15 protein-coding genes are annotated in these 23959 nt (G+C 72.3%); 12 read left to right on the top strand and 3 right to left on the bottom strand.

Translation table 11 applies throughout. The annotated features are described in order from the left end of the window. Window positions 1-76: 76 nt before the first annotated feature. Window positions 77-3871, top strand: a complete 3795-nt coding sequence (locus IW256_RS25970) for a glycoside hydrolase family 2 TIM barrel-domain containing protein (protein ID WP_197013453.1) — start codon at window positions 77-79, stop codon at window positions 3869-3871. 90 nt (window positions 3872-3961) lie between these two features. Here the strand turns inward: IW256_RS25970 and IW256_RS25965 are convergent, their stop codons facing one another. From IW256_RS25965 to pdhA, 3 genes are read right to left on the bottom strand one after another with little or no spacing between them, the layout of a single operon-like run. Then, window positions 3962-5302, bottom strand: a complete 1341-nt coding sequence (locus IW256_RS25965; RefSeq protein WP_197013452.1) for a dihydrolipoamide acetyltransferase family protein — start codon at window positions 5300-5302, stop codon at window positions 3962-3964. Next, on the bottom strand, window positions 5299-6384 hold the full coding sequence (locus IW256_RS25960; protein ID WP_197013451.1) for an alpha-ketoacid dehydrogenase subunit beta: 1086 nt from the start codon (window positions 6382-6384) through the stop codon (window positions 5299-5301). The genes IW256_RS25965 and IW256_RS25960 overlap by 4 nt, the downstream gene beginning before the upstream one ends. A 9-nt stretch (window positions 6385-6393) precedes the next feature. Beyond that, the gene (pdhA, locus tag IW256_RS25955) at window positions 6394-7512 is read right to left on the bottom strand and encodes a pyruvate dehydrogenase (acetyl-transferring) E1 component subunit alpha (protein ID WP_197013450.1); all 1119 of its coding nucleotides are present in this window, start codon (window positions 7510-7512) and stop codon (window positions 6394-6396) included. A gap of 180 nt (window positions 7513-7692) precedes the next feature. Here pdhA and IW256_RS25950 point away from each other — a divergent pair, with 180 nt between their 5' ends. From IW256_RS25950 to IW256_RS25900, 11 genes are all read left to right on the top strand, one after another. After that, the gene (locus IW256_RS25950; protein ID WP_197013449.1) at window positions 7693-8328 is read left to right on the top strand and encodes a GntR family transcriptional regulator; all 636 of its coding nucleotides are present in this window, start codon (window positions 7693-7695) and stop codon (window positions 8326-8328) included. 221 nt (window positions 8329-8549) lie between these two features. After that, a complete protein-coding gene (gene xylB / locus IW256_RS25945) occupies window positions 8550-9962 on the top strand; it encodes a xylulokinase (protein WP_197013448.1) in 1413 nt (470 codons plus the stop codon). Between the two features lies 1 nt (window position 9963). Further along, window positions 9964-11127, top strand: coding sequence for a xylose isomerase (xylA, locus tag IW256_RS25940; protein ID WP_197016562.1), 1164 nt, complete (start codon window positions 9964-9966; stop codon window positions 11125-11127). Between the two features lie 253 nt (window positions 11128-11380). Further along, window positions 11381-12664, top strand: coding sequence for an ABC transporter substrate-binding protein (locus IW256_RS25935; RefSeq protein WP_197013447.1), 1284 nt, complete (start codon window positions 11381-11383; stop codon window positions 12662-12664). Beyond that, window positions 12661-13560: a carbohydrate ABC transporter permease gene (locus tag IW256_RS25930; protein WP_307829082.1), complete on the top strand. Its 900-nt coding sequence runs from the start codon at window positions 12661-12663 to the stop codon at window positions 13558-13560. The genes IW256_RS25935 and IW256_RS25930 overlap by 4 nt, the downstream gene beginning before the upstream one ends. Beyond that, window positions 13557-14492: a carbohydrate ABC transporter permease gene (locus IW256_RS25925; RefSeq protein ID WP_307829080.1), complete on the top strand. Its 936-nt coding sequence runs from the start codon at window positions 13557-13559 to the stop codon at window positions 14490-14492. The genes IW256_RS25930 and IW256_RS25925 overlap by 4 nt, the downstream gene beginning before the upstream one ends. An 81-nt stretch (window positions 14493-14573) precedes the next feature. Next, window positions 14574-17015, top strand: coding sequence for an alpha-xylosidase (gene yicI, locus IW256_RS25920; protein WP_197013446.1), 2442 nt, complete (start codon window positions 14574-14576; stop codon window positions 17013-17015). Continuing rightward, window positions 17012-18427, top strand: coding sequence for a GH1 family beta-glucosidase (locus IW256_RS25915; RefSeq protein WP_197013445.1), 1416 nt, complete (start codon window positions 17012-17014; stop codon window positions 18425-18427). Before yicI ends, IW256_RS25915 begins: the two co-directional genes overlap by 4 nt. Continuing rightward, a complete protein-coding gene (locus IW256_RS25910; protein ID WP_197013444.1) occupies window positions 18424-19743 on the top strand; it encodes an MFS transporter in 1320 nt (439 codons plus the stop codon). The genes IW256_RS25915 and IW256_RS25910 overlap by 4 nt, the downstream gene beginning before the upstream one ends. Further along, window positions 19724-20722 (top strand): LacI family DNA-binding transcriptional regulator, encoded by a 999-nt coding sequence (locus tag IW256_RS25905; RefSeq protein ID WP_197016559.1) that lies wholly within the window; start codon window positions 19724-19726, stop codon window positions 20720-20722. Before IW256_RS25910 ends, IW256_RS25905 begins: the two co-directional genes overlap by 20 nt. Window positions 20723-20922: 200 nt before the next feature. Beyond that, window positions 20923-23952 carry a glycoside hydrolase family 3 protein gene (locus IW256_RS25900; RefSeq protein WP_307829078.1) on the top strand — a complete coding sequence of 1010 codons (3030 nt, stop codon included), beginning with the start codon at window positions 20923-20925 and terminating at the stop codon, window positions 23950-23952. Window positions 23953-23959 lie beyond the last annotated feature (7 nt).

The following is a 23959-nucleotide window of genomic DNA, read 5'->3' as shown; positions in this document are numbered from 1 at the left end:
GAGACGTTCACACCGTCCGTTCACTGCTGTGTCGGGCATTGTCAGGGGGTCTTGCCCGCGAGGAGGCGCCCACGCCATGCCGCCAAGCTCCCAGCTCCCGCCCCGTTCCTCCGCCGACGTCCCCCGCCGCCCGCTCCGGCCGCTGACCGCCCTCGTCGCCCTGGCCGCGCTCGTCCTGACGCTGCTCCCCGGATCCGCCGCGGCCGCCCCCCGCCTCGCCCCGCCGCCCGACGTCCACACCTACCTGGACGATCCGGAGATGGTCGCCGAGGGGCAGGAGCCCGCCCACTCCGTCCTGCGGCCCGGCGACGAGAGACGCTGGACGCGCTCGCTGGACGGCGAGTGGAGGCTGAAGATGGCCGAGCGGCCCGGCGAGGTCCCCGCCGGTTTCCACGCCAAGGGGTACGACACCTCCGCCTGGCCGCGCGTCAAGGTGCCGCACACCTGGCAGAGCGACCGGCTCGACCACCCCGTGTTCCGCAACATCCCCACCGAGGTGTGGCCCGACGACCCGCCCAGGACGCCGCGCGACATCAACCCCACCGGCGCCTACGTGAAGACCCTCGACGTGCCCGAGGACTGGGACGGGCGGCGCACGTTCCTGCGCTTCGAGGGTGTGACCAGCGCGTACCTCGTGTGGGTGAACGGCGCGTACGTCGGCTACGACCAGGGCGGCTACACCCCCGCCGAGTTCGACGTCACCGACCACGTCCGTCCCGGCGGCAACACGGTGGCGGTCCAGGTGCACAGGTGGAGCGCGGGCTCCTACCTGGAGGACGTGGACCAGTGGCGCTACAGCGGCATCTTCCGTTCCGTCTGGGCGTACTCCACCCCGAAGACCTACGTGCGCGACGCCTCCATCACCACCGACCTCGACGCCTCCTACCGGGACGCGACCCTCAACGCCACCCTCACCCTGGCCGGCAAGCAGGGCACCCAGGGAGAGCACACGGTGAAGGCGACCCTGCTCGCCCCGGACGGCCGCCAGGTCACGACCTTCTCCGGCAGGACCTCGGTGTCGGGGGAGACCGCGACCCTGCGCCTGAGCGCGCCCGTGTCCAACCCCGCGAAGTGGAGTGACGAGACGCCCAGCCTCTACACGCTGCGGCTTGAGCTGTCCGACCCGTCCGGGCGCGTCACCCACACCACCACCGAGACCGTCGGGTTCCGCGAGATAGAGATCAAGGACCGGCAGCTGCTGGTGAACGGGAAGCGCATCCTCATCAAGGGCGTGAACCGCCCCGAGACCGACCCCGACACCGGCCGGCACCAGACCCGCGAGCGGCAGGAGGCCGACGTCGCGCTGATGAAACGCCTCAACATCAACGCGATCCGGACCGCGCACTACCCGTCCGACCCCTACCTCTACGAACTCGCCGACCGGCGCGGCCTGTGGATCGACGACGAGGTCGACATCGAGACCCACAACTACGAGGACTGCACCCAGCCGGCGGGCAGCCCCCGCGACTGCCTCGCCGACCGCCCCGAATGGCAGAAGGCGTTCCTGGAACGCTTCCAGGCGATGGTGGCCCGCGACAAGAACCACCCCAGCGTGATCATGTGGGACACCGGCAACGAGGCCGGACTGGGCGCGGCGCACACCAGGATGGCCGAGTGGGCCACCGCGACCGACCCCACCCGCCCGCTCTACCACCAGCCCAACCGCCCGGACGGGGACGCGCCGTTCGCCCACGTGTGGGGGCCGCGCTACCCGACCCCGGCCAGGCTGGAGGCGCAGGCGGCGGCCACCACCAAACCCATCATCATGGGGGAGTACGCCCACGCCATGGGCAACAGCCTGGGCAACTTCCGGGAATTCTGGGAGGTGGTCCGGCGCCATCCGCAGGTGCAGGGCGGATTCATCTGGGACTGGGCCGAGGCCAATCTCCGGCACCCGCTCATCACCACTCCGGACGCCTCCGGAAACGACATCCTCGCCTGGCTCCAGGGGATGCCGAAGACCGTGGACGGACGCCGCGGAAAGGCCCTCTACTTCTCCGGTCTGGACGATTTCGTCGAGGTCTACCGGGACCGCAAACTCGATCTCACCGGAAACGCCGTCACCCTCGACGCCTGGGTGAAACCGGCACGCCCCTGGACGGGCGACTTCACGATGGTCACCAAGGGCGACCACCAGTACGGGCTCAAGATGTCGAACGAGACGACCCTGGAGTTCTACATCCACAGCGGCGGCACCTGGCGCACCGTCCGCGCCCCCGTCCCGTCCGGCTGGTACGACGGCTGGCACCGCGTCACCGGCGCCTACGACGGCACCGCGCTCCGCCTCTACGTGAACGGCCGCGAGGCCGCCCAGGTCCCTTACACCGGAACCATCGACTGGTCGTCGGGCGACGTCAACATCGGCCGTAATTCCGGGACCATGCAGGACAACTACAAGGGCCGCATGGCGCACGGCACCATCGACGACGTCCGCATCTACGGGCGGGCGCTGACACCGGCCGAACTGGGTTCCGGCGCCGATCCCGCCAAGGACGCCGTCCTCGCCCTGAATTTCGACGACTTCGACAAGAAGGGGACGTTCCTCTCCAACGGCCAGAGCCTTTCCGGCGTCGACGGCCTGGTCGGCACCGACCGCTACCTCCAGCCGGAACTGGCCCAGCTCGCCTGGGTCCATTCACCGATCCGCGTCACCCGTGACGCCGCCGGGAAGGTCACCGTCTCCAGCGAACGCGCCTTCTCCGGAACCTCCGATCTGCGGCTGCGCTGGAGCGTCACCGAGGGCCGCCGCACCGTACGTTCCGGGGAACAGGCCCTCGACCTGCCACCGGGCGGCAAGACCCAGGTGACGATCCCCGCGGTGCCCGGGGGCGGCAACGAGCGCTGGCTGAACGTCGACGTCGTGCTCGGCGAGAGGACCTGGTACGCCCCCGCCGGCCACGTGGTCGGCTTCGGGCAGTTCCCGGCGGGCGGCTCCGAGGTGCCCGGCGTCAGGAAACGCGCCACGGGCACCGTCCAGACCGCCCGGAACGACACCGAGGTCATCGTCACCGGCCGCGACTTCCGCTACGTGTTCGACCGGGCCAAGGGCACCCTCACATCGATGCGCTACCAGGGCACCGAACTGGTCCGCACCGGACCCGAACTCGACGTGTGGCGCCCGCCGATCAGCAACGAGACCTACACCTGGGGCCGCGCCGAAGGCGAGGACTGGCGCAAGGCGGGCCTGGACCGGCTCGTCACGCGGCCGGGCCCGATCACGGTCACCCCGTCCGCCGGCTCCTCCAGGGTCACCGTGGAGATCCCCAGCAAGGTCACCGGCACCGGCGACGCCTCGTTCGACCAGACCACCACCTACGCCGTCGACGGCTCCGGCCAGATCGAGCTGAGCCACCAGGTCGTCCCCCAGGGAAGCGCGCGCACCCTGCCGTACCTCGCGCGCGTCGGCTACACCGTCAAGACGCCCGACCGCTTCACGACCCTCGCCTGGTACGGGCGGGGACCGGTGGAGAACTACAACGACCGCAAGGACGGCACCCGCATGGGCGTCTGGTCCTCCTCACTGGACGACCAGTACGTCTCGTACTACCGCCCGCAGGACCACGGCAACCACGACGACGTCCGCTGGGCCATGCTCACCGACGGCCGCGCGGGGCTCCTGGTCGGCGGAGACCTCGAAGTCAGCGCCACCCGGTACGACGACCTGGACCGGGCGCTCTACCCGTTCGCCCGCAAACGCAATCCGGGCTGGAACACCCTCCATGTGAACCACGCCGTGACCGGCGTCGGTGACACGCCCAACCCGGTACGGCCGGAGTACCAGGTCAGGCCCGACCGTGCCTATTCCTACAGCACCGTCCTGCGACCCCTGTCCAGCCAGGAGGCCCAGGCCGGGGCACCGAGCCCGAACTGAGCACCCCGCCGATGGCCAGGGGCGGGTCCCCTACACCCGGACCCGCCCCTGACCGGCGAACCGCCCGTGACCGGCGGCCCGCCCGCGGCCTCAGGCCACGATGAGGAGGGGCCGCTCCAGCAGCTCGGCGAGCCGGGCCAGGAACGCCGCCCCGGTGGCGCCGTCGCAGGCGCGGTGGTCCACCGACAGCGTCACCGACAGGCGCTTGCCCGGAACGACCTGACCGTCCCGCACCACCGGCTCGTCGCGCACCGCGCCGACGGCCAGGATCGCGGCCTCCGGCGGATTGATCACCGCCGAGAAGCTGGCGATGCCGTACATGCCCAGGTTGCTCACGCTGAACGTGCCGCCGCTCATCTCCTGCGCCGACAGCCTGCCCGCGCGGGCCTTCCCGGCCAGCTCCCGGGTCTCGGCGCCGATCTGCGAGACGCTCTTGCGGTCGGCGTCCCTGATGACCGGGACCAGCAGGCCGTCCTCGACCGCCACGGCCACGCCGACGTTCACCCGCTTGTGCACCAGCAGCTCGTCCTCGGTGAACGAGACGTTGACCGCCGGGTGCTCGCGCAGCGCGGTGGCGCACGCCTTGACGATCAGGTCGTTCACGCTGACCTTCGCGGGGTCCAGCGCCTTGTTGAGCGTGGCCCGGAACGCCAGCAGCTCCTCGGCGTCCACCTCGCGGGTGAGGTAGAAGTGCGGCGCGTTCCGCTTGCTCTCGGTCAGCCGCCGCGCGGCGACCTTCCGGAACCGGTTGAGCGGGACCCGCTCGACGTCCGCGTCGTCCACGCCTGCGGCCTGCGCGGGCGCGGCCGGCGCGGCCTTCGGCTCCGCGGCCTGCGCCGGCTGCGGCTGTGCCGGCTGTGCCTGCGGCGGCGCGGCGGCCCCGCCGGCGCGGACCGCGGCCTCGATGTCCGCGCGGACGATGCGCCCGCCGGGCCCGGTGCCGGTCAGCGTCGCCAGGTCGATGCCGTGGTCGCGGGCGAGCCTGCGGGCCAGCGGCGACGACGGCGGCCGGGTCCCGCGCGGGGTGCCGTTGAGCGGTGCCGGAGCGGGCGCGGCGGGCCCGGACGCAGGGGCCGGAGCCGGATCGGAGGGAGCGGAGGCGGCAGGGGCCGGGGCCGCCACGGCGACCTCCTCCTTGGCCTGCCCGGCGGACTGCTCCTCGGGCCGCGCGGCGGCCTGGGCGGGAACTTCGCTCCCGGCCGGGAGCACGATGGCGATGGGCGCGCCGATCGCGGCCGTCTCGCCCTCACCGACGAGGATCTCGCCGAGCACGCCCGCCTCGTACGCCTCGTACTCCATGACGGCCTTGTCGGTCTCGATGTCGACGAGCACGTCGCCGACCGCGACCGGATCTCCCGGCTTCTTCTGCCAGGAGCTGATGACGCCCTCCTCCATCGTGTCGGAGAGCCGGGGCATGAGGATCTCGGTCATGAGCGGGTGGTCTCCAGGGCGGCGAGGCGTCCGGTCGAACGCAGGGTCGCGCGGACGGCGGTCAGGAGGGAGTCGGCGGAGGGCAGCGCGGCCAGCTCCAGCGGCTTGGCGTACGGCAGGGGCACCTCGGCCATCGCCACCCGGCGGACCGGGGCGTCCAGCCAGTCGAAGGCGCCCTCCTGGATGGTCGCGGCGATCTCGGCGCCGATGCCGTACGTCAGCCAGTCGTCCTCGGCGACCACGGCGCAGCCGGTGCGGCGCACCGACTCGACGATGGTCTCCCGGTCCAGCGGGCGCAGGCTGCGCAGGTCGACGACCTCGGCCGAGATGCCCTCGCCGGCCAGGGTCTCGGCCACCTCGGCGGCGACCTGGGCCATCCGGGAGTAGCCGATGATGGTGATGTCGGTCCCGGGCCGGGTGACGGCGGCGCGGCCGATCTCGGCCGGCTCGATCGAGTCGATCAGCATCTGGGTGGACGACCCCCCAGACCCCCCGGCAACGGCTGCGCCCGCGTCGCTGCTCGTGCCCGCGGGCAGCTCGCCCTTGGTGTTGTAGAGCGCCAGGTTCTCCAGGAACAGGACCGGGTCGTCGTCCCGGATCGCGGCCTTGAGCATCGCGGACGCCTCGGCGGGCGTGCTGGGCGCGACCACCTTCAGCCCGGGGATGAACGAGTAGAACAGCTCCACGTTCTGCGAGTGGGTGGCGCCGAGCTGCTGCCCGCCGCCGCCCGGGGTGCGGATCACCATCGGGACGCTGCACTGGCCGCCGAACATCCCGTAGATCTTGGCGGCGTGGTTGACGATCTGGTCCAGCGCCAGCAGCGAGAAGTTGATCGTCATGATCTCGACCACCGGGCGCAGGCCGAGCATGGCGGCCCCGATCGCCGCGCCGACGAACCCCTCCTCGGCGATCGGGGTGTCGCGGACCCGGCGCGGGCCGAACTCCTTGAGCAGCCCCTCGGTGATCTTGTACGAGCCCTCGAAGAGCCCGATCTCCTCGCCCATCAGGAAGACGTTCTCGTCGCGGAGCATCTCCGCGCGCAGCGTGTCCCGCAGGGCCTGGCGGTAGGTGACAAGTGCCATGGGGACTCCTCAGGAACCGAACACGGGGTCGGCGGGCAGGCGGCGCAGCTCGCCCGGGACGGGGGTGGCGTAGGTGTAGTCGAACAGCGTGGAGACGTCCGGGGCGGGGCTCTGGTCGGCGAACGCGGCGGCGGCCTCCACCTCCGCGGCGACCTCGGCCTCGATGACGGCGCGGTCCTCGGCGGGCAGCACGCCGTCCCGCTCCAGCCGGGCGGCGAACGCGGCCAGCGGGTCCTGGTCGAGCAGCGCCTGGCGCTCCTCCTTGGAGCGGTAGCGCGCCGGGTCGACCACCGAGTGCCCGCGCAGCCGGGGGCTCACGCACTCCAGCAGGTACGGCCGGCTCTCGGCGCGGGCGTGCTCGACCGCGGTCCGGGCGGCCTCGAACACGGCGACCACGTCGGTGCCGTCCACCCGGGCGCTCTCCATCCGGTACGCGGCGCCGCGGCGGTACAGCTCCGGCTCGGCCGAGGACGCCTCCACCGGGGTGCCCATGCCGAGCCCGTTGTTGATCACGACGAACACGGCGGGCAGGTCCCACAGGGCGGCCAGGTTCAGCGACTCGTGGAAGGCGCCGATGGCCGCGGTCCCGTCGCCCATCTGGCACATCACCACGTCGTCGCCGCCCTTGTACGACACCGCCAGGGCGGCGCCGGTGGCCAGCGGCAGCTGCCCGCCGACGATGCCGTAGCCGCCCAGCAGCCGGGCCTCGGCGTCGAACATGTGCATGGACCCGCCCCACCCCTTGGACACGCCGGTGGAACGGCCGTAAAGCTCGGCCATCACCCGCTCCGGCGAGATGCCCTTGGCCAGCGCGTAGCCGTGCTCGCGGTAGTTGGTGAAGAGGTAGTCGGTGGGCCGCAGCGCGGCCAGCAGCCCGACCACCGTGGCCTCCTCACCCAGGTTAAGGTGGCAGTAGCCGCCGATCTTGGCCTCGGTGTAGGCGCGGGCCGCCCGCTCCTCGAACCGGCGGATCAGCAGCATCCGCCGGTAGTACCCGACCAGTTCGGACCGGTCGGCGGGGACCGCGGTCCCGGTCTCCCCGCCGTCTCGGGCGTCCTCGGTGTCCGGGGTGGACCCGGGCTTGCTCCGGACGGTCTTCCGGGGGCGGGCCTTGGTGGTCTCGGCCATTCGGCGTTCTCCTCAGGGCTCGGAAGCGCGCCGCGGGGTCACCGCGGGCCTCCATCGATCATCGTTGATCAATGATCGATCATATGTCTCTCACCTGCAGTATGCACGGCCCGACCGGCCTACGGGAAGTGCCGTCCACGGGAAGTCCCGTCCATGGGCGGACCTGGGCGGACCTCTACCATGGAGGCCGTGAACGTCTCCGCTCAGCTGCTGCGCACCGGCTTGGCCGACCAGATCCGCGAGTTCATCGTCGAGGGGATCAGCTCGGGCCGCTGGGAGCCGGGTGAACGCCTCGTCGAGCGCCGGATCGCCGCCGAGCTGGGCGTCAGCCAGGGCCCGGTGCGCGAGGCGCTGCGCCAGCTGGAGGCGTTGCGATTGGTGGAGAGCCTGCCCAACCGGGGCGCCCGGGTCCGCGCCTTCACCGAGCGCGATCTGGGTGAGATCTTCCCCGTCCGGGCGGGCCTGGAGCGGACCGCGGTCGAGCTGGCGCTGCCCAGGCTGGCCGAACGGGTGGACGCGCTGGAGCGGCACAACCGGTCGCTGGCCGAGGCCGCCGAGACCGGTGATCTGCACGAGCAGATGCGGCTGAGCATCGCCTTCCACCGTGAGGTGGTGGAGACCGCGGGCAACCGCCTGCTGATGTCGGTCTGGGAGTCGCTGGGCATCGAGCTGTGGACGACCCTCTCCCTGCGCCTGCACGAGACGGAGATCTACTCCAAGTCGGCCGAGCACGCGCTGCTGATCGAGGCGTTCCGCCGCCAGGACCCCGACGCGCCGCGGATGCTGCACGACCACGTCATGAACTACGCCCCCTGATCCACCGGCCCGTTCCCTCAGGGGCAGGCCGGCTCGCTCCTTCCCCGGGTGCGCCGGACGCGTCTTCTCGGCCGTACGTCCAGCCCCTTCTCTCAGGGGTAGGCCGGCTCCATTGTGTGCCGGCTCACAGCGGTTTAGGCTGCACGGGGCCGCGCGCTTTCGAAGCGCTTCGACAGTCCGTGCCTGGCCGGCCGCGGCCCGCCGGACGCTGGAGGAGGAGCATGCTCGTCGCCGGGATCGATTCCTCGACGCAGTCGGTCAAGGTCCTGCTGTGCGACGCCGACGACGGCACGGTGGTCGCCTCGGCCGCCGCGCCGCATCCGGACGGCACCGAATGCCCGCCGGGCGCGTGGTGGGACGCCCTGGGAAAGGCCCGTGACCTGCTCGAACGGGCGGACGCGGTCGCCGTGGCCGCCCAGCAGCACGGCATGGTGGCGCTGGACGAGGACGGCAAAACAGTCCGCCCGGCGCTGCTGTGGAACGACACCCGCTCCGCCCCCCAGGCCCGGGCGCTGGTCGAGGAGCTGGGCGGTCCCGGGACGTGGGCGGAACGCGCCGGGAGCGTCCCGCTCGCCTCGTTCACCGTCACCAAGCTGCGCTGGATGGCCGAGCACGAACCCGAGAACGCCCGGCGCACCGCCTCGGTCCTGCTCCCGCACGACTGGCTGACGCTGCGGCTGGGCGCGTCCGGGCCGGTCACCGACCGCGGCGACGCCTCGGGGACCGGGTACTGGTCGCCCGCCGAGGGCCGCTACCTGCCCGAACTGGTCCGGGCCGCGCTCGGCCACGAGCCGGTCCTGCCGCGCGTGGCCGGGTCCGCGGAGACGGTCGGCGAGACCCCCTGGGGCGCCCGGCTGGCCCCCGGCACCGGCGACAACATGGGCGCCGCCCTCGGACTCGGGCTGCGCGAGGGCGACGTGGTCGTCTCGATCGGCACCTCCGGGACGGTCTTCGCGGTGGCCTCCGCGCCCGCCGCCGACCCGTCCGGGCTGGTGGCCGGGTTCGCCGACGCCACCGGCCGCTTCCTGCCGCTGGTCTGCACGCTCAACGCGGCGCGGGTGCTCACCTCCGCCGCCGCCCTGACCGGCACCGACCTGGACGGGCTGGCGGCGCGGGCGCTGGCGGCCCGGCCGGGCGCGGGCGGGCTGACCCTGCTGCCCTACCTCGACGGCGAGCGCACCCCCGACCGGCCCGGCGCCACCGGCGTCCTGGCCGGGCTGACCACCGCCAACGCCACCCCGGAGAACCTGGCGCGGGCCGCGGTCGAGGCGCTGCTGTGCTCGCTGGCCGACGCCGCCGGCCATCTGGCCGCGCAGGGCGTACGGCCGCGCCGCGTCCTGCTGATCGGGGGAGGGGCGCGCTCCGCCGCCGTCCGGGCCCTGGCCCCCTCCCTCTTCGGCACCCCCGTGACCGTCCCCGAGCCCGCCGAGTACGTGGCGCTGGGCGCCGCCCGGCAGGCCGCGTGGGCGCTGGCCGGGACGCCCGAGCCGCCCGCCTGGCCCGACCCGCCCGCCACCGAGCACACGGCCGCCGACGCGGACGCCGCCGCGGCCGGTGAGATCCGCGCCCGGTACGCCGGACTGCGCGACACCACCCCCACCGCCGATCGCCGACCTGGAGGACCTCGTGAGTGAGCTGAGCGACGACCGTTTCACCCCGCGCCCGGAGGACCGCTTCTCCTTCGGCATCTGGACGGTGGGCTGGCAGGGGGTCGACGTGTTCGGCCCCGGCACCCGCGCCCCGATGCCCGCCGACCGCGCCGTGCGCAAGCTGGCCGAGCTCGGCGCGTACGGGGTGAACTTCCACGACAACGACGTGTTCGACTTCGACGCCACCGCCGCCGAGCGGGACGCCCGGATCGGCGCGTTCCGCAAGGCGCTGGAGGAGACCGGGCTGGTGGTGACGACCGCGACCACCAACCTGTTCTCCCATCCGGTCTTCAAGGACGGGGCGTTCACCGCCAACGACCGGGACGTCCGCCGGTTCGCGCTGCGCAAGGTCATGGACAACCTCGACCTGGCCGCCGAGCTGGGCGCCCGGACCTACGTGTGCTGGGGCGGCCGGGAGGGCGCGGAGTCGGGCGCGGCCAAGGACGTGCGGGCCGCGCTCGACCGGTACAAGGAGGCGTTCGACGTCCTCGCCTCCTACGTCGTGGACCAGGGCTACGACCTGCGGTTCGCGATCGAGCCCAAGCCCAACGAGCCGCGCGGCGACATCCTGCTCCCCACCGTCGGGCACGCGCTGGCGTTCATCGAGGAGCTGGAACGTCCCGAGCTGGTCGGCCTCAACCCCGAGGTCGGGCACGAGGAGATGGCCGGGCTCAACTACGCCCACGGCCTGGCCCAGGCGCTCTGGCACGGCAAGCTGTTCCACATCGACCTGAACGGCCAGACGGGGCCCCGCTACGACCAGGACCTGCGGTTCGGCGCGGGCAACGCGCGCGGGGCCTTCTGGGTCGTCGACCTGATCGAGCACAGCGACTATGACGGGCCGGTGCACTTCGACTTCAAGCCGCCGCGCACCGAGGACGACGAGGGCGTGTGGGAGTCGGCGCGGGGCTGCATGCGCAACTGGCTGATCCTGCGCGAGCGGGTGCGGGCCTTCCGCGCCGACCCCGAGGTGCAGGAGGCGCTGCGCGCGGCCCGCGTGGACGAGCTGGCCGTCCCGACCCTGGGCGAGGGCGAGGACTGGCGGGCCGTACGCGAGTTCACGCCCGACGTGGAGGCGCTCGCGGGGCGCGGCATGGCGTTCGAACGCCTCGACCAGCTCGCCCTGGAGCACCTTTACGGCGTCCGCTGAGGCGTCCCCTGCGAGGAGGGCGGTGGCGGGCCGGGCGGTCCGCCACCGCTCCACCTCAGCCTGCCGTGGGAGCGTTCCCAAGGTAAAGGCCCACGTCAGCGGGCCGAGTCGATTTCAATGACGGACCCCTATTGTGTCGCGTGTCACGTTCGGAATACGATCCCGACAATCGAAGCGCTTCGACAGACTTCGGCAGGCTTCGACGAACGTCGACGGACGCGGGCCCTCAGACCCACCCCCCGGAGGAGAACCCATGATCAAGGCACGCAGGGGCGCGGCTCTGACGGCCGTGCTCGCCGCAGGCTCGCTCGTCCTGGCCGGCTGCGGCGGCGGCGGCGAGTCCGACCCCAACGAGCTGCGCCTGTGGCACTACGAGGCCCCCGACAGCGCGATGGGCGTCGCCTGGAGCCAGGCGATCAAGGAGTTCGAGAGCACCCACCCGGGCGTCAAGGTGAAGTTCGAGGAGAAGGGCTTCGAGCAGATCCAGAAGACCGCGCCCATGGTGCTCAACTCCAAGGACGCCCCCGACGTCATGGAGTACAACAAGGGCAACGCCACCGCGGGGATGCTCTCCAGGCAGGGCCTGCTGGAGGACATGTCGGCGGAGGTGACCAAGCGCGGCTGGGACAAGATGCTGCCGGCCAACGTCCAGGTCACCTCGAAGTACGACGCCAAGGGCACCATGGGCGGCGACAAGTGGTTCGGCGTTCCCAACTACGCCGAGTACGTGCAGGTCTACTACAACAAGGACCTGTTCGATAAGCACGGGGTGAAGGTGCCGTCCACCTACGCCGAGTTCACCGCCGCACTGGACACGTTCGTGGGCAAGGGCGTCACCCCGCTCACCAACGCCGGCGCCGAGTACATGGCGCACCAGTTCGTCTACCAGCTCGCCCTGGACAAGGCCGACCGCCCCTGGGTGGACGCCTTCCAGCGCTACACCGCCAAGACCAGCTTCACCGACCCTGCCTGGACGTACGGCGCCACCACGTTCGCCGACTGGGTGAAGAAGGGCTACGTCGCCAAGGACTCCGTGGGCCTCAAGGCAGAGGACGCGGGCGTGGCCTTCATGCAGGGCAAGTTCCCGATGATGTTCTCGGGCAGCTGGTGGTTCGGCCGCGTCGCCAAAGAGGCCAAGTTCGAGTGGGACACCTTCACCTGGCCGGGCGCCAAGCTGACCCCCGGCTCCGGCGGCAACCTCTGGGTCGTCCCCAAGGGGTCGAAGAACAAGAAGCTCGCCTACGACTTCATCGAGATCACGATGAAGAAGCACATCCAGAACGCCCTCGGCAACGCCGGCGGCATCCCGGTGGCGGCCGACTCCTCGGCCATCACCAACCCCAAGGCCAAGAAGCTCATCGACAACTTCAACACCCTCGCCCAGAACGACGGCCTGGCCTACTACCCCGACTGGCCGGTGGCGGGCTTCTACGACAAGTGGGTGTCGGAGGTGCAGAAGCTCATGAACGGCAAGGGCACGCCCGGCCAGATCCTGGGTGAGGTCCAGCGGGCCTACGACGACGGCCTGCCCAAGTGAGCAAGCGGGGCGAGCGCCTGGGGTACCTGCCGTACCTGGTCCCCGGGGCGCTCCTGTTCACCGCGGTCATCGGGGTGCCGTTCCTGATGAACCTCGGCACCAGCTTCACCGAGTGGAGCGGTGTGGGCACGCCCGAATGGACGGGCCTGGCCAACTACAAGGAGCTGGCGGGGGACGGGGAGTTCTGGGCCTCGTTCCGGCACAACGGCCTGGTGATCGTCGGGATGGCGCTGGTGCCGACCGCGATCGGGCTGGTGCTGGCGGCGCTGCTGACCGACCTGATCGGCCGCAACTTCGGCCCGCGCGTCGCCAGCGTCCTGCGCGCCTGCGTCTACCTGCCGCAGGTGCTGCCGATGGTCGTGGCCGGGGTGGTGTGGACGTGGCTGCTCAACCCCGACAGCGGAGCGGTGAACGCGGTGCTGCGGGCCGCCGGGCTGGACGCGCTGGCCCACAACTGGCTGGGCGACCCGGCCACGGCGCTGTGGAGCGTCATGGTCGTCATGGTCTGGGTGCAGATCGGATTCCCGCTGGTGGTCTTCATGTCGGGGCTCCAGCGGATCGACCCGTCCCTGTACGAGGCGGCCGAGATCGACGGGGCGTCCTGGGGGCGCCGGTTCCGGCACATCACGGTGCCGCAGATCCGCCCGGAGATCTTCGTGGTGCTGCTGTGGACCACCATCGCCTCGCTCAAGGTGTTCGCCCCGATCTACGTTTTGACGAAGGGCGGGCCGGGCGGCGCGACCAACGTCCCCTCCTACTACTCGTACCTCAACTTCTTCGACAAGACCGACGTCGGCTACGGCTCGGCGATCTCGACCGTGCTCACGCTGATCATCGTCGCGCTGACCGTCGTCTTCCTGCGCCTGCAGGGCCAGAGCAGCGAGGGGGAGCGGTGACCACGACCCTTGCCGGAGCGGAAGCCGGGACCCGCGACCCCCGGGCGGGCGGCGCGGGCGGCGCGGGCGCGCGAGGCGGCCGGAGGCGCGGGAGCGGCCGGGGACGGCGGCGGCGCGGCCCCTCCGCGTACGCGGCGCTGGTGGCGCTGGCCGCGCTCGCCGCGGTCATGCTGATCCCGTTCCTGGTGGTGGTGCTCAACGCGGTGAAGACGCCGCAGGAGTACTCGACGAACGGGCCGCTGGCACTGCCGGAGGGGGTGAGCCTGGAGGGCATCACCGCCTTCTGGGAGCGCGTGAACTTCGGGCAGGTGCTGTTCAACAGCGCGCTCATCTGCGGCTCGGTCGCGATCCTGGCCGTGCTGTTGTCGGTGCTGAACGCCTACGCGCTCGGGATCGGCCGGATCAAGGGCCGGATGTGGGTGCTGGTCGTCCTGCTGCTGGCCAACACGCTGCCGCAGGAGGCGCTGGTCTACCCGCTGTACTACCTGTCCAAGCAGGTCGGCCTGTACGACACCCGGCTCGCCGTGATCATCGTCTTCACCGTCATCCAGAGCGCGTTCGGCACCTACCTGCTGTCGTCGGTGCTGGCCGCGTTCCCCCGCCCGCTGCTGGAGGCGGCGCGGATCGACGGCGCGGGCCGGTGGCAGGTGCTGTGGCGGGTGGTCGTCCCGGTGATCCGGCCGACGCTGGCGGTGCTGGTCGTCTTCTTCTTCGTGTGGACCTGGAACGAGTTCCTGATCCCGCTGGTCTTCCTGGTCAGCAATGACAACCAGACGGTGTCGGTCGCGCTCGGCGTCCTGCAGGGGCAGCGGCTGATGGACGCGACGATGTCCAGCGCCGCCTCGCTGCTGGGCCTGCTGCCCACCGTCGTCTTCTTCCTGATCTTCCAGCGCACGCTCTCCCGCGGTCTCACCGCGGGCGCGATCAAGTGACCGAGGCGCGGTCGCGGGGTCGCGGGCCGGCCACGGGCCGGCCGCGGCCGTGGCGGCGGCGACCGCCGATGAAGGGGGACCATGAAGTTCACTGACGGGTACTGGTTGATGCGCGAGGGCGTGCGGGCCGCGTACCCGGCCGAGATCCTCGACAGCGCGGCGGACGGGACGGGCGCGCTGGTCGTGCACGCGCCCGTCCAGCGGATCCGGCACCGCGGCGACCTGCTGAAGGGGCCGCTGGTCACGCTGGAGTGCACGGCCCCCATGCCGGACGTCATCGGCGTCTCCATCACGCACTTCGCGGGGGAGAAGCAGCGCGGTCCCGAGTTCGCGCTCGCCGTGGACCCGTCGGCCTCGGACGCCGGCGGGGACACCGGCGGGGACTCGGGCGGGGACAGCGGCGGTGACTCGGGCGGGGACGCCGGCGCCGCGGTGACCGTGGACGCGGACGAGCCGAGCCTGACCTCGGGCGCGCTGACGGTACGGTTCCGCCGCGGCGAGGAATGGGGCATGGACGTCCTGGCCGGGGGCCGCAGGCTCACCGGGACACGGGCCAAGTCGACGGCGATCATCGACACCGACGACGGCCGCCACTACGTGCGCGAGCAGCTCGACCTGGCCGTGGACCACTACGTGTACGGGCTGGGGGAGCGGTTCGGCCCCCTGGTGAAGAACGGGCAGTCGGTCGACATCTGGAACGCCGACGGCGGCACCGCCAGCGAGCAGGCGTACAAGAACGTGCCGTTCTTCCTGACCAACGCCGGCTACGGCGTCTTCGTCGACCATCCCGGGCGGGTGTCGTTCGAGGTGGCGTCCGAGGCGGTCGCCCGCACGCAGTTCAGCGTCGAGGGCCAGTCGATGCGGTACTTCCTCATCTACGGGCCCACGCCCAAGGAGATCCTGCGCAAGTACACGGCGCTGACGGGCCGGCCGGCGAGGGTGCCCGACTGGTCGTTCGGCCTGTGGCTGTCCACCTCGTTCACCACCTCCTACGACGAGGAGACCGTCAGCGGTTTCATCGACGGGATGGCCGAACGCGACCTGCCGCTGAGCGTGTTCCACTTCGACTGCTTCTGGATGCGCGAGTTCCAGTGGTGCGATTTCGAATGGGACCCGCGCGTGTTCCCCGACCCGCCCGGCATGCTGCGGCGCCTCAAGGAGCGCGGACTGCGGATCTGCCTGTGGATCAACCCCTACATCGCCCAGCGCTCACCGCTGTTCGCCGAGGCGAAGGCCCACGGCTACCTGCTCAGGCGGCCGAACGGGGACGTATGGCAATGGGACCTGTGGCAGCCGGGCCTGGCGGTGGTCGACTTCACCAATCCCGAGGCCAGGGAATGGTATTCGGCGAAGCTGGACGCGCTCCTGGAGATGGGCGTGGACTGCTTCAAGACCGACTTCGGCGAGCGCATCCCGACCGATGTCGTCTATTTCGACGGCTCCGATCCCGAGCGCGCGCACAACTACTACACCTACCTCTACAACCAGACGGTGTTCGAACTGCTCCGCAAGCGCCGCGGCGAGGGCGAGGCCGTGGTGTTCGCCCGGTCGGCCACCGTGGGCGCGCAGCGGTTCCCGGTGCACTGGGGCGGCGACTGCGAGTCCACGTTCGAGGCCATGGGCGAGAGCCTGCGCGGCGGCCTCTCCCTGGGCCTGTCGGGGTTCGGCTACTGGAGCCACGACATCGGCGGTTTCGAGGGGACTCCGGACGCGGGGCTGTTCAAACGCTGGATCGCCTTCGGCCTGCTGTCGTCGCACAGCCGCCTGCACGGCAGCCACTCCTACCGCGTCCCCTGGCTCTTCGACGAGGAGTCGGTGGAGGTGCTCCGCCGCTTCACCCGCCTGAAGATGCGGCTCATGCCCTACCTCGCCGAGGCGTCGCGCCAGGCGTACGAGGAGGGCCTGCCGATGATGCGGGCGATGGCCCTGGAATTCCCGGACGACCCCGCGTGCACCCACCTGGAACGCCAGTACATGCTGGGCGACGACCTGCTCGTGGCCCCCGTCTTCTCCGCCGGGGAGGAGACGTCCTACTACGTCCCCGCGGGCGTCTGGACGCACTACCTGACGGGCGAGCGGGTGGACGGCGGCTGGGGCCGCTGGGTGCGGGAGCGGCACGGTTTCGACAGCGTGCCGCTGCTCGTCCGGCCCGGCGCCGTGATCGCCGAGGGCGCGGTGGAGGACCGGCCCGACTACGACCACGCCGATGACGTGACCCTGCGGGTGTACGAACTGCCCGACGGCGCCCGCGTCACCACCAGGGTGGCCGCCGCCGCGTTCACCACGACCAGGGACGGCGCCGTGCTGCGGGCGGAAGCCGCGGCGGAGCCGGGACGGGACGCCCCCGGCGCCTGGAACCTGCTGCTGGTCAACGCCGACCCGGCGGCCCTCACCGTCGAGGGCGGCACCGTGGCCGAACATGACCAGGGCGTCCTCGTCCACGCCACCGGGCACGAGATCGTCGTCACCGGGGTGACCGCGCCGGGCGGCGCCCCCACCGGAACGGAAGGGGAACCGCGATGACCCTGCCCCTGCCCCAGGGCTTCCTGTGGGGAGCGGCCACCGCCGCGTACCAGATCGAGGGCGCGGCGGCCGAGGACGGGCGCGGCCCGTCCATCTGGGACACCTTCAGCCACACCCCCGGGCGGACGCTGAACGGCGACACCGGCGACGTGGCCACCGACCACTACCACCGGTGGCGCGAGGACGCCGCGGCGATGGCGGAACTGGGCATCGCCGCCTACCGCTTCTCCATCGCCTGGCCGCGCGTGATGCCGGAGGGCCGGCTCAACCAGAAGGGCGTCGACTTCTACTCGCGCCTGGTGGACGCGCTGCTGGAGCGCGGGATCGCCCCGGTCGCCACCCTGTACCACTGGGACCTGCCGCAGGAACTGGAGGACGCGGGCGGCTGGCCCGAACGCGCCACCGCCTTCCGGTTCGCCGAGTACGCATCGCGGATCGGCCGTGCCCTGGGCGACCGCGTGCACACATGGACGACCCTCAACGAGCCCTGGTGCTCGGCGTTCCTGGGCTACGCCTCCGGGGTGCACGCGCCGGGCCGTACGGACCCGGCCGCCGCGCTGGCCGCCGCCCACCACCTCAACCTGGCGCACGGCCTGGCGTCCCGCGAACTGCGCGCGGTGACGGCCCCGGCGGACGGGCGCCCGGCGTGGCAGTCGGTCACCCTCAACCTGCACCACCTGCGGGGCGAGGAGGAGGCCGTACGGCGGGTGGACGCGGTGTCCAACCGCGTCTTCCTGGACCCCATGCTCGGCCGCGGCTACCCCGCCGACCTGCTGGAGGACACCGCGGCGATCACCGACTGGGGGTTCGTCCGGGACGGCGACGAGGAGATCATCGCGGCGCCGCTGGACGTCCTGGGGGTGAACTACTACTCGCCGACCCTCGTCCGGCAGTGGGACGGCGTCTCCCCGCGGGAGAGCGCCGACGGGCACAAGGCGGGCGCCGCCAGCCCGTTCGTGGGCTGCGAGGAGGTGGAGTTCGCGGCGCAGCCCGGCCCGTACACGGCGATGGGGTGGCCCGTGGACGCCACCGGCCTGGAGGAGCTGCTGCTCAGGCTGCACCGCGACCATCCCGGTGTACCGCTGATGATCACCGAGAACGGCGCCGCCTACGGCGACGAGGTCGGCCCGGACGGCCGCGTCCGCGACGACCGCCGGATCACCTACCTGCGCGACCACGTGGCGGCGACGCGCCGCGCGATCGGCGCCGGGGTGGACGTGCGCGGCTACTTCGCCTGGTCGCTGCTCGACAACTTCGAGTGGGCCTACGGCTACTCCAAGCGGTTCGGGCTGGTCCACGTCGACTACGCCACCGGGGAGCGGCGCTGGAAGGACAGCGCCCGCTGGTACCGCGACATGATCGCGGAGCCGGACGCGACCGGCGCCGGGACCGGCGGGGCGACCGGGTCATGACGCGGCGGGGCGCCGCGGTGGCGGCGCTGGCCGTCGCGGCGTTCTGCTTCAACACCACCGAGAACCTGCCGATCGGCCTGCTGCGCTTCATCGCCGCCGACCTGGACACCTCGCCGTCGGCGGTCGGGCTTCTGGTCACCGGCTACGGGATCGTGGTGGCGGCCGTCTCGGTGCCGATCACCCGGCTCACCGTACGGGTGCCGCGCCGCCCGCTGCTGTCGGGTGTGCTGCTGGTCCTGGTGCTGATGACCTGGGCCGCGGCGCTCGCGCCCGGCTACGGGCCGCTGCTGGCGGTGCGCGTGGTCACCGCGCTGGGCCAGGCGCTGTTCTGGCCGGTCGCGGTCGTCACGGCGGCCGGGCTGATGCCTCCGGAACGGCGCGGCCGTGCCGCCTCGTACGTGTTCGCGGGCGGCTCGCTGGCCATCGTCCTCGGCGTGCCGGCAGGGACCTGGCTGGGCGAGGCGGCCGGGTGGCGGGCGGCGTTCGGGGCGCTGGGCGTGCTGGCGCTGGGCGCGCTGGCGGCCGTCGCCGCGCTGCTGCCGGACGGGCCGCCCGGCCAGGGCCACGCCGCCGCCGCGACCCGTCCCGACGCCCGCCGGTTCCGGCTGCTCATCGTGGTCGTCGTGCTGGCCGTGGGCGGGTTCTTCACCGCCTACACCTACATCGCCGAGTTCCTGACGGAGGTGACCGGCGTCCCGGAGCCGGCGCTCAGCCCGCTGCTCCTGGCCAACGGCGCCGCCGACGTCGCCGGTCTCGCCGTCGCCGCGGCCCTGGTGGACCGCGGCTCCCGGCGGCTGCTCGGCGGCGCGGCGGCGGTGATGGCGGTCGCGCTGCTGGGACTGTTCGCGTTCGGCGCGGCACCGGCCGGGGCCGTGGCCGGGCTGGTGCTGATGGGGCTGGCGATCCCCGCCATCGCCACCGGGATGCAGGCCAGGGTGCTGGAGACGGCGCCGGGGAACACCGACGTCGCCTCCGCCTGGGCGTCGGCCGCGTTCAACGTGGGCATCGCCGGCGGCGCGCTCGGCGGCGGGCTGCTGCTTCCGGTGTACGGTGTGCGCGCGACGGCGCTCGCGGGCGCCCTCGCGGTCGCGGCGGCGGCGGTCCTGGTGGGCGCCGAGCGCCTCCTGGCCCGGCCCGGGCGACCGCGGGAGCCCGGCCGCGCACCCCCCGGCGGCGAACCGTCCCGCCGTGCGGTGCCCGGCCTCCCGCCGGGCCCCGGCCGGAGGTCTGGCCGGGGGGCCGGCCGGGGGCGCCGGAGCGAAACCCACAGCGTTTCACCGAAGGGAACGGAACCGCCTGGTGGTCAAGATCACTGACGTGGCGCGTCATGCCGGGGTCTCGCCGAGCACGGTCTCCTACGTGCTGAGCGGCAAGCGCTCGATCTCCGCGCGGACCCGCGAGCGGGTGCTGGCCAGCATCTCCGAGCTGGGCTACCGGCCGCACGCGGGCGCCCGCGCGCTGGCCAGCAGCCGGTCCAACGTGCTGGCGCTGATGATCCCCCTGCGCAGCGGCATCCACGTGCCCGTGGTGATGCGGATCGCCACCGCCGTCGTGACCGCCGCCCGCCGCCACGACCACGACGTCCTGCTGCTCACCCAGGAGGAGGGCGTGGACGGGCTGCGCCGGGTCGCCGACAGCGCGCTGGTCGACGCCCTGATCGTGATGGACGTCCAGATGCGCGACCCGCGGCTGCCGCTGCTGCGCGAGCTGGACCTGCCCAGCGTGCTGATCGGGTTCCCGGCCGAGCCCGCCGGGCTCACCTGCATCGACCTGGACTTCCGGGCCGCGGGCGAGGCGTGCGCGGCGCGGCTGGCCGCGCTCGGGCACCGCTCGGTGGCGCTCGTCGGGTCGCCGCCGGAGGTGTACGCGCGGCAGACCGGCTACGCCCAGCGGGTCGCCGAGGGGTTCACGGCGGCGGTGCGCGCGCACGGCATGACCGGTGAGCCGCACCCCTGCGAGTCCAGCCCGGAGGCGGCCCGCGCCCTGGTGGACCGGCTGCTGGCCGGGCAGCCCGACCTCACCGGCGTGGTGGTGCATAACGAGCCGATCGTGGAACCGCTCGTACGGGCGTTCCGGGCGGCCGGGCGGCGGGTCCCCGAGGACCTGGCGGTGGTCGCGATCTGCCCCGAGGAGCAGGCCGAGCATGCCGATCCGCCGCTGTCGTCGGTCGCCATCCCGGCCGAGGAGCTGGGCCGCCGGTCCGTGGAACTGCTGATGAGCAAGCTCGGCGGCGAGCCGGTGCCGCCCGCAACCCTGCTGCCGCCCCGGCTGACGGTGCGCGCCAGCGACCGCTGAACGAGGAGACCGGACGAGAGACGAGGAGGGAGGGAAGGGCCACACGGTAAATCGAAGCGCTTCGATTGCGTGTCGTGACGCGACGTGACGCGCTGACGTGACGTGACGCGTCGCGCTGTGACGTGATGTGACGTGTTGTGCGTGCGCGATGGAGCCGCTTCGCCGAATTCGGGGGCTTGGGTTCACAGAGGAGAGTCTTGGTGCCGAACGATCGTCGACGTTCCCGCCCGCACGGCCGCTTCCGCCGGCCGCTGATCCCCGCGCTCGCCGCCGCCGCGCTGGTCGCCGGACTGGTCGGGACGGCCGCCCCGGCCGCCGCCGCCCGCGCGGACCACCCGTTCCGTGACCCGCGGCTCCCGGTCGAGGCCCGGGTCGCGGACCTGCTGGGCCGCCTCACCCTGGACGAGAGGATCTCGCTCCTGCACCAGTACCAGCCCGCGATCCCGAGGCTGGGCATCAAGCGCTTCAAGACCGGGACGGAGGCGCTGCACGGGCTGGCCTGGTCCACCGACGTCAACTCGACTCCTAACCCCGGCGCCGTCCGTACCGCCACGGCCACCGTGTTCCCGCAGTCGGTCGGCCTCGGCGCGACCTGGAACCCCGAGCTCATGAAGAAGGTCGGGTCGGCCGTCGGGGACGAGGCCCGCGGCTATAACAAGGAGAACTCCGACGTCTGGGGCCTCCAGCTCTGGGCGCCGGTGGTGAATCTGCTGCGCGACCCCCGCTGGGGCCGCAACGAGGAGGGCTACTCCGAGGACGCGCTCCTCAGCGCGATGCTCGCCACCGCGTACGGCAAGGGCATGCAGGGCGACGACCCGCGCCACCTCAAGACCGCGCCCGTCCTGAAGCACTACCTGGCCAACAACAACGAGATCCGCCGCGACCAGACCTCCTCCAGCCTGCGCCCGCGGGTCAAGAAGGAGTACGACGAGGTCCCGTTCAAGCTGCCCATCTCGGCCGACGCGGCCACCGGCGTCATGACTGCCTACAACCTCATCAACGGCCGTCCCGCCACCGCGCACGCCGACATGAAGGACCTCGTGCGCTCGTGGACGGACAAGACGCTCTTCAACGTCTCCGACGCGGGCGGGCCCAACAACCTGGTCGGCTCCCAGAAGTACTACGGCACCCTCGCCGAGGCCGACGCCGCCACCCTCAAGGCCGGTGTGGACAGCTTCACCACCGACGACACCCGGTCGCACATCACGATCGCCGCGGTGAAGGAGGCGCTGTCGAAGGGCCTGCTGGCCGAGTCCGACGTGGACACCGCCGTCCGGCACATCCTGAGCCTGCGGGTGCGGCTGGGCGAGTTCGACCCCGGCGGCGGCCCGTACGCGAAGATCACCAAGGATGTCGTCGACCGCCCCGAGCACCGGCGGCTGGCCCGGCAGGCCGCGACCGAGCAGATGGTACTGCTGAAGAACCAGGGCAGGACGCTGCCGCTGGACCCCGCCAAGGCCAGGAAGGTCGCCGTGGTGGGCCCGCTGTCGGACACCCTCTACACCGACTGGTACTCCGGCGCGCTGCCGTACCGCGTCACCCCGGCAGACGGCATCAGGAAGCGGCTCGGGTCCGGCGGCACGGTCGCGGGCACCGAGGCGGTCGACCGGATCGCGCTCAAGGACCCCGCGACCGGCAAGTACGTCACCGGTGGCGCCGACGCCGACGGCGACCTGCTCAGGCTCGCCGCCACCACCGCCACCGAGACCGCGCAGTTCGACGTGTTCGACTGGGGCCAGGGCGTGCTCACCCTGCGGAACGCCGCCAACGGCAAGACCGTCGGGCGGTGGAGCGACGCGAACGGCGACTGGACCGACCGGTTCGCCAACGACCAGGCGCAGCCGGCGGGCTGGTTCGTCCAGCAGATGTTCACGCTGGAGCCGCACGGCGACGGCCACCTCGTCCGGTACGCCGGGTACGAGAAGTCCGCCGACTGGGCCGAGCCCGCCAAGACCTACCTGAAGGCCGACGCGGACGGCACGCTCGTGCTCGCCACCAAGGAGGAGGCCACCACGTTCCAGCGCGAGGTGCTGCGCAGCGGCGTGGACGACGCGGTGCGGGCGGCGACGGGCGCCGACGCGGCGGTCGTGGTGGTGGGCAGCATGCCGTTCATCAACGGCCGCGAGGACCACGACCGGACCACGATGGCGCTCGCCGAGGGGCAGTCCGAGCTGATCAAGGCGGTCCGCAAGGCCAACCCCAACACCGTCGTCGTGGTGGAGAACAGCTACCCGACCACCCTCACCTGGGAGCAGGAGAACGTCCCGGCGATCCTGTGGTCCAGCCACGCCGGCGCCGAGACCGGCAACGCGCTGGCCTCCGTCCTGTTCGGCGACACGAGCCCGTCCGGGCGGCTGCCGCAGACCTGGTACCGCTCCGACAAGGACCTGCCCGACATCCTCGACTACGACATCATCAAGGCGGATCGCACCTACCTCTACTTCAAGGGGGCCCCGCTCTACCCGTTCGGCCACGGCCTGTCCTACGGCACGTTCCGGTACGGCGAGCCGAAGGTGCGCAACCGCAACGGGTCCGTCACCGTCACCGTGCCCGTCACCAACACCGGCGAGGTGGCGGCCGACGAGGTGGTGCAGCTCTACACCCACCAGAAGACCTCCCGGGTGAAGCAGCCGGTCAAGCAGCTGCGCGCCTTCGAGAAGGTCCGCGTCGGCCCCGGCCGCACCACCACCGTGACCCTCGGCTTCCGCGTCTCCGACCTCGCCCACTGGGACGTGACCCGCAACAAGTGGACGGTGGAGAGCGCCGACCACGACATCATGGTCGGCGCGTCGTCGGGCGACATCCGCAGGCGGGCGGAACTCACGGTGCGGGGCGAGACCGTCCCGGCACGCGACCTCACCAGGCCCACCCGCGCCGCCGACTTCGACGACCACCAGGGCGCCGAGCTGGTCGACGAGAGCAAGGTGCGCGGCGACGCGGTCGCCGCCGGGGCCGGCGACTGGATCGCGTTCTCCGGGGCCGACCTGCGCGCGGGCGTGCGCGGCGTCACGGCGCGGGTCGCGAAGGAGGGCGCCGGCGACACCACGATCCAGGTGCGCCTCGGCGGCCCGTCCGGACACCTGGCCGGCACCGTGAACGTCCCGTCCACCGGCGACCGGTACGCCTACCGGGACCTCACGGCGGCGATCAGCGGGGCCACCGGGCGCCAGGACGTGTACCTGGTGTTCGGCGGCGACGTCCGCGTGAGCGGCTTCTCCTTCACCAGGTAGCGGGAGA

It is taken from the genome of Actinomadura viridis, from assembly GCF_015751755.1.
In the GTDB taxonomy this organism is placed as follows: Bacteria; Actinomycetota; Actinomycetes; order Streptosporangiales; family Streptosporangiaceae; genus Spirillospora; species Spirillospora viridis.
Note: the sequence above shows the minus strand (reverse complement) of the source record. Positions and strands in the feature narration are given on the sequence as shown.

What these genes read in the sequence shown, in the direction of transcription:
- IW256_RS25970 (WP_197013453.1), top strand. Translation starts at nt 77, where the DNA reads ATGCCGCCAAGCTCCCAGCTCCCGCCCCGTTCCTCCGCCGACGTCCCC.
- IW256_RS25965 (WP_197013452.1), bottom strand. Translation starts at nt 5,302, where the DNA reads ATGACCGAGATCCTCATGCCCCGGCTCTCCGACACGATGGAGGAGGGC.
- IW256_RS25960 (WP_197013451.1), bottom strand. Translation starts at nt 6,384, where the DNA reads ATGGCACTTGTCACCTACCGCCAGGCCCTGCGGGACACGCTGCGCGCG.
- pdhA (WP_197013450.1), bottom strand. Translation starts at nt 7,512, where the DNA reads ATGGCCGAGACCACCAAGGCCCGCCCCCGGAAGACCGTCCGGAGCAAG.
- IW256_RS25950 (WP_197013449.1), top strand. Translation starts at nt 7,693, where the DNA reads ATGGAGGCCGTGAACGTCTCCGCTCAGCTGCTGCGCACCGGCTTGGCC.
- xylB (WP_197013448.1), top strand. Translation starts at nt 8,550, where the DNA reads ATGCTCGTCGCCGGGATCGATTCCTCGACGCAGTCGGTCAAGGTCCTG.
- IW256_RS25935 (WP_197013447.1), top strand. Translation starts at nt 11,381, where the DNA reads ATGATCAAGGCACGCAGGGGCGCGGCTCTGACGGCCGTGCTCGCCGCA.
- yicI (WP_197013446.1), top strand. Translation starts at nt 14,574, where the DNA reads ATGAAGTTCACTGACGGGTACTGGTTGATGCGCGAGGGCGTGCGGGCC.
- IW256_RS25915 (WP_197013445.1), top strand. Translation starts at nt 17,012, where the DNA reads ATGACCCTGCCCCTGCCCCAGGGCTTCCTGTGGGGAGCGGCCACCGCC.
- IW256_RS25910 (WP_197013444.1), top strand. Translation starts at nt 18,424, where the DNA reads ATGACGCGGCGGGGCGCCGCGGTGGCGGCGCTGGCCGTCGCGGCGTTC.